This window comes from Bacillus sanguinis (assembly GCF_018332475.1).
GTDB classification, from domain to species: Bacteria; Bacillota; Bacilli; order Bacillales; family Bacillaceae_G; genus Bacillus_A; species Bacillus_A sanguinis.
In genome coordinates, this window is sequence record NZ_BOQB01000024.1 from 1 (window position 1) to 3,166 (window position 3,166).

At 33.1% G+C, this 3,166-nt stretch carries 2 protein-coding genes and 2 pseudogenes; 2 read left to right on the forward strand and 2 right to left on the reverse strand.

Annotation, left to right across the window (positions count from 1 at the left end; all coding sequences use genetic code 11):
* A pseudogene (locus tag KI369_RS03725) lies at nucleotides 1-219 on the reverse strand (replication/maintenance protein RepL); the annotation flags it as partial.
* Between the two features lie 806 nt (nucleotides 220-1,025).
* Between KI369_RS03725 and KI369_RS03730 the strand changes: the two are divergent.
* Together KI369_RS03730 and mobV are read left to right on the forward strand one after the other, a co-directional pair.
* Nucleotides 1,026-1,259, forward strand: coding sequence for a hemolysin XhlA family protein (locus KI369_RS03730; protein ID WP_046199669.1), 234 nt, complete (start codon nucleotides 1,026-1,028; stop codon nucleotides 1,257-1,259).
* A 367-nt stretch (nucleotides 1,260-1,626) separates the two neighbouring features.
* Entirely contained in the window at nucleotides 1,627-2,871 is a 1,245-nt protein-coding gene (gene mobV, locus KI369_RS03735) for a MobV family relaxase (RefSeq protein ID WP_000951644.1), read from the forward strand.
* 13 nt (nucleotides 2,872-2,884) lie between these two features.
* Here the strand turns inward: mobV and KI369_RS03740 are convergent.
* A pseudogene (locus KI369_RS03740) lies at nucleotides 2,885-3,166 on the reverse strand (replication/maintenance protein RepL); the annotation flags it as partial.

The following is a 3,166-nucleotide window of genomic DNA, read 5'->3' on the forward strand; positions in this document are numbered from 1 at the left end:
AGACATTACTTTTAATAAAACGTTAATAACTCTATCTAAACCTTTAGGTAAATCATTTAAGGCTACAATATCTTTTAAATATATTTTTACGTAGTCTGGTTCTTTGTCGATATAAGCATTTATAATTTCTTCTTCTTCTTGAATTTCACCAGTATTTATATCTATTATTTTATTTTTTGTAACTTTAGAAACTTTTTTCAAGGGTCTTTCCGGTTGCATCAAATCTACCTCCTACCCGATTTATAATTTAATTAAATTATAAATCGGGTATTTTAAAAGTGCAATATTTTTTATAGGATTTCACATTTATAATCCCACAAATTATAAATGATATAAAAAATAAATTTAATTTATAACTCCACAAATTACGGTATATAACTCCACAAATTACGGTTATAATCCCACAAATTATAACTTATAATCCCACAAATTATAGTATTTTCCTAGAAATCCAGTCATATCAACGGTTCAACCTATGTTCTCCCTTCTATTCTATTATTTTATAAAATTTAAAAGGGCTTTTCACTATGCAATAGTCGAGTAGTATTTTTTGAGAAAACCATTCAAAAAATCTCCACTCTTTTGCTATTGCATAGTGAAATTCGGCAGGTGTGAGCATGTCGCCAAGCCGAACAGACCAAAAACGAGGATTTAGATTGTTCGACTTGGACTAGCAATTGTACCTGCCGAACCGCCTTGCTCTATCGTTCTAAACAATCCGCTTATTCCATATTCATTTACGTTAAGATCCAGGGGGCTAGCCCCCAAACCCCCAGCCAGCACTCACACCCAAAAACAAGGAGAGAATGAACTTAGAACAGCACATTTATAGAAACTGTGTTTTTGCTAGATGCATATTAAAAAGGATAAGCATATGCTATATTACGCTTTCGTATAATTCCCTTATCTTTAAAGAGAACTTAAATCTTAATAATAGATTTGAGTTCTCTTTTTATATCATTATTCTCTAATTACCATATACATATAATATATTTAAAATTAATTTAAAAGGAGAAGTATGTTATATGACAAAATTGGAGGAACTAGAAAAAGATTTTAATCAAATGAATCTAGATTTAAAAGCTATACAACATGATATGAAAAGTTTAGAAGTAAGAATATTAGTAGCTGAAAAGGATGTTTTAACTATTAATAAACAATTAGATAAAATTAGTGCAAATACTACATGGATTTTACGATTGATCATAAGCGGATTGTTAACAGGAGTACTTGGTGTAGTAGCTAAAAACCTGTTATAGGAAAAAAGGGTGTTGGTCAATCAAAACGGACCTAGCAAAGCGAAGGGAGTATTTGACTTGACCAACCGTACTACACCCAAACCCTCTTGGCATTGAACAAACAATCGTTTGTTCCTGCTAACCGGCGAGGGAGCCCCTCAAGGATTGAGGGGTTGGGGAGTTTGATTGAGGGGGTCTGGGGAAGAGTTTCCCCAGTGGGTTTGGGCAAAGCCCAAGGTTTGTTTTTTGCCAGGCAAAGCATGGCTTGGCGGAGCCAAAGAGCCTCGCAGAGCACGTCCAAATGAAATTTGGTATAACGTGCTAGACCAAATTTGGTTTTTCTTCTATCCCCATGTTAAACTAGTTACCAAAAGGGGGGGTCTTGCTCATGGCTCACGTTCAAAAATATGCAAAAGGAAATGTTCAAGGATTGTCCATCCACTGGGACAGAAAAACAGAAAATCATTCGAATCAAGACATTGATAATGAACGGTCACATTTGAATTATGATTTATGTGAAAAAGAAGGAGATACACTTTCACGCATGAATGATCGGTTAAGTGAAGTGCATTGCTTGAATCGAAAAGATGTAAAAGTCTGTGCAGATTGGGCTGTTACATTACCGGAAAGTTTGAAAGATGCTTCTGAGAAGGAACAACGTGAATTTTTTGAGAAAACCTATGAATTTTTAGCGAACCGTTATGGTGGTGAAAAAAATGTGTTGTCAGCCAATGTACATAATGACGAAACAAGACCGCATATGCATTTTGCTTTTATGCCTGTTGTTTGGGACGAGAAAAAGCAACAGGCAAAGGTTTCAGCTAAAGAAGTTTTAACAAGAAAAGATTTAAAAACATTTCACCAAGATTTAGATGAGTTTTTGAAAAAAGAAATACCACAAATCTACAAAGAAGGTATTTTAAACGATAAAACGATTGGCGTTGATACGGTTAAAGATTTGAAAAGGTATTCTGAAGAAATACAGAAACAAAAAGATGTAATGGATGCGGAAGTAAAGGTCAAAGAAAGAGAGTTAGAGGGGAAAATTCAATCATTAGATAAAGAATTGGAAAGTAAAAAAAATGAGTTTCTGAATTTGAGTGAAGCACTCCCTTCAAAAATTAATATCAAAGTAAAAGGAAAAGAGAAAAAAACAGAGGTTGTAAAAACAGGTTTTTTAAAATCAGAAACAGTAACTACAGAAACTGGGAATTGGATTGTTTCTGATAGTGAAATGAGAAGGATGCAAAAAGTTCTAAGCGATGCAAATTTCGTAAAGGAAGATTATGAGCGTTTGCAGCGTACAGATTTAGTTAAAGAAAACAAAGAATTACATGATAGAGTTGATAGTTTAGCCGATGGTTATGTTAAAGCTATTAATGAGAATACAGATTTGTATGAGAAGAATAGAGAATTACGTAAGGAAATAAGCTCGTTAAAAGCCCATGTAAAAGATTTAAAGGAAAATGTAAAGGTTTTATACCACAATACGAAAAAAGTCCTTGGAGAGCATTTTAAAGCGTTTAGAGGACTTGTTAAGAATGAATTGGATATAAAAGGTGTAGATAATCAATTTGATTGTGAATATAAGAAAGAAATTAAGAAACAACGTGGATATAACATGGAACGTTAAAACCGTCTCAGAATTAATTCTGAGACGGTTCGTCGTTTTTGTATGTTATTTCTGTTTTAAGCTCTCTTCCTTTAGTTGAATAGACTTGTTGTAATCGGATTTCTTGTATATCGTGCCAATGGCCACGACCAAAATAACGAGCATTTACTTGATATGTACCAGTACCTTTTCTAAAAAGAATTTCTGCATTTACAAGTTTGTTGATGTTGTTATTAAGAACTTGTACTGTTTTATATCCTAGTTCTTGTGCCATTTGTTTTTTTATAAAGCTATTTAGAATGATCATATTGTCATA